The organism is Ferrimicrobium sp. (genome assembly GCF_027319265.1).
In the GTDB taxonomy this organism is placed as follows: Bacteria; Actinomycetota; Acidimicrobiia; order Acidimicrobiales; family Acidimicrobiaceae; genus Ferrimicrobium.
Genome location: NZ_DAHVNP010000042.1, coordinates 1 through 3,294, shown reverse-complemented (window position 1 = coordinate 3,294; position 3,294 = coordinate 1). Strand labels below are relative to the sequence as shown.

General features: G+C 55.5%; 2 protein-coding genes. Both read left to right on the top strand.

The genetic code is table 11. The features are described 5' to 3' along the window. Nucleotides 1-1,529, top strand: a 1,529-nt coding sequence (locus tag M7439_RS06870) for a DUF1998 domain-containing protein (protein WP_308464431.1), incomplete at its 5' end; no start/stop codon positions are given. A 715-nt stretch (nucleotides 1,530-2,244) separates the two neighbouring features. Then, nucleotides 2,245-3,294: AAA family ATPase (locus M7439_RS06865; protein ID WP_308464430.1), on the top strand; the 1,050-nt coding region annotated here is incomplete at its 3' end.

The window sequence follows — 3,294 nt, the reverse complement described above, 5'->3', positions numbered from 1 at the left end:
TACTGCCTATTGACGGTGCCGAACAACTTAAGCTGATTCATCGCTGGGGACGACGACCAGATATGGCGAAATGGATCCACACCAACTGTCCCAAACAAAACGGAGGCGAAACAAAACGGAGGCCGTGCATCCCAGCACGATTTGTGGTCGCATGCAGCCATGGTCACATCGACGAGTTCCCTTATATCGACTTTGTACACAAGAACGCTGCAACTCCTTGTCCTGGCCCTCAATTGCGGCTAAATGATGCAGGAAGTGTACTTGGCCCCCGCGTGACCATCACCTGCACAGCGTGTGGTAACAGTCGGAACATTGCGGAGGCTTCGGGAACACGAGGTGCGGACACCCTCCCCTACTGTCGAGGCCGCCACCCACATCTCCAAATCTTTGAAGACTGCCAGGAACCATTAAAGCTGATGGTGCTCGGCGCCTCGAACCTCTGGTTCAACGACACCTTGACCGCGCTCCACTTACCGTCCGAAAGCCGGGAACATGCCATAGCAACGCTCGTTGAGCACAACTGGCAGATACTTGGAAGTGGAATGGAGACAAAGGTATTAAGGGCAGTGATCTCGGGCATGCCAGCACTTCATGCGCTCAGTGACTTCACCGATGAGCAACTCGCCCAAGCGATCGAGATCGAACGCGAACGTCGCCAGTCACACGATCGACAATCACAGCCTGAGGCAGTGGATCTCCTTGGCGCTGAATGGAAGATGTTCAGCCATCCCACGACCCAGCTCCACGACGATGATTTTCTCGCCGAAGAGACGGCCGCACCCGAAGGGTTTAGTACCTTTGTAGCTGGCGTTGTGAAGGTCCATAGGCTGCGCGAGGTGACAGCGAGCGTCGGGTTCACGAGAATTGATGCTCCTTACAATCTCGAACAGCGACATGTTGAGAGAGCTCCGTTGGCGAGGAACCGAGTTGGTTGGGTACCAGCGGTGGAGCGCCGAGGTGAAGGTATCTTCATCCAGCTAAACGAAGATCTCGTAGCCAAGTGGTGTAACAGAGCGGAAAATCACGAGGACATCAAGCGCCTGCGGGCTGCCAATGACCAATGGCGCCTCAACCGTGGTTTACCGACTGGAACACATCTCCCAGTTCCCCGCTTGCTTCTCATCCACACTCTCAGCCATTTGCTCTTGCGTCGCGTGGCACTGGAATGTGGATATTCGGCAACGAGCATACGTGAGCGACTCTATGTTGGGACCACCGAACAGCCAACTGCTGGGTTCTTGCTTTCAACCGCCGCCAGCGACTCCGAGGGAACTCTGGGTGGCCTCGTAGCTTTGGGCGATCAACGTTTCTTGGGGCGGCTGTTGGATCAGGTGCGCGAGGACGCCCGAACCTGCTCCTCGGATCCACACTGTGCCGAGTACCTGCCGGAACCACCGAGTGATCAGTTGCACGGTGCGGCCTGTCACGCATGCCTGTTCGCCTCGGAAACTAGTTGCGAGGCTGGCAATCGTTGGCTCCATCGGGGTGTTCTGGCGGACCTCGGCTCGGGCTTAGCGATCGACTGGTAGCCATCGACCTCCATGCAGGATGAATGCACTGGCGGCTACCCATCCGATATACGCTCGTTCGCCGGGTACCAGACGTTATTCATTCTCGCCAACCGATGACGATCTCTGTCCGGGCGTCCGGACGGACCAAGTGTCAACGCCAGCAGAACCGACACATTCGTCTTTGATCTCCACTACACCCAAACTGACGCTCAAGGTAGCGGCGCGACTTGTGGTATCGCTTTGCTGTAACTTACCACCTACATCCGATTGTGAACCGTCACCAGAGACAGAACTGGAACGTAAGACCATGCGTCCGAGCCGGGACGAGTCAGCATAATTGGAACCAGAATCTACTATCCCGACCAGGGCCGAAACCACTTCCAACGCCAGAGCCAACCCGGAGATCCAAAAAGAAGATCCCCCATCACTTGATGTCAGCAAACTGGAGATGCGAGAGACGCCCGGCGCGTTAGCAGCCCAGAACGATATCCTCCGGGCGGTGCTCACCCAGTTGATGGACTGAATGCTCGGTAGCAAGTGATAGCTAGCTGACACCTGCTCCATCACTATGTACACGTAATGGCCCAATGCGACACGATTCCAACGCATCGTGTCGCATTGTATGGTTCCGAGGCAGAGCACCGCTGTGCATCGCACGCCTATTTTTTACCCCTCAATCTGGCTGGGTATTACAAGAGGTATCGGATGTTGTTCGAGTGAAGGAGTGGCTGGTATGGCAGATATTGAAGGCATAATGAGAGATCTCGATTGGCAACTGGAGTGGTTGGAGGCCACAGAGCCGTCAAACTTCAAAGACAGTGCTGCCAAGCTCGGCGTTGGTGTCAGATCCACCGATGTGCCTGCAGCGCTCTTGGCTCACTTTGTTAACCTCCTCGAACAAGACCGAGACGAAGCCTTTGCCCGTGTGTTCGAGGAGTTCCTCGATGGCCTCGAGGTAGGGACTCGCCCCTCCGTTCTCACCAAGCCAATCCTCAAGCACCTCCATGAGTGTCTGGAAAGAGATGAGGTGGATTCACCTGAACCGGTTACCAAGCTCGGCGATCGACCATCTGGAAGGCCGTCCTTGTTTGATGAACCTCCAGAGCCACCTGTCTCTCGGATTGTGGATCGGACTCAGAGCCTCAAGCTCTTTAGTGGCAAGGAGCTAGCACGGGTAATCGCAACAGCGACGACCTATCAGAACGAGACCGCGCGTAACCAGTACGACAAGATCGCGACTGACCTCGGTAAGATCGGTCCCTACCGAGACTTTGGTTTCGCTCCCGATGTACTTAGCGCACTGGATAAGCTCGCCGAAGATCTCCCGAACTTCTCGGCAGTGATTGAACATATCGCAGATGCGATCAATCTGGCGATCACCTCCCAACGCCCCCTGGTTCTTGATCCGATCCTTATTGTAAGTGAGCCTGGTATTGGCAAGTCCTATTTTGTGAATCGACTCCACGAGGTGCTCGGTGTCCCCTCGGCACGGCTCTCCTTTGACAACCTTCAGTTAGGTGGCTCTCTTGCTGGTGCCGAACCAATCTGGTCAACCTCACAACCTGGGATCGTCTTTACTACCATGGCCGCGAGTCACCACTTGAGCCCGATCATCTCTTTGGATGAGATCGACAAGGCCTCGATGCATCATGCCTACGGAGACCCTCTCTCTCCGTTGCACACGCTGTTAGAGCCAGAGTCGGCTAGGTACTTCACCGATGGTTGCTTTCCGCTCCCAATAGATGTGAGCCACATCATCTGGATCGCTACCGCGAATCGGCGC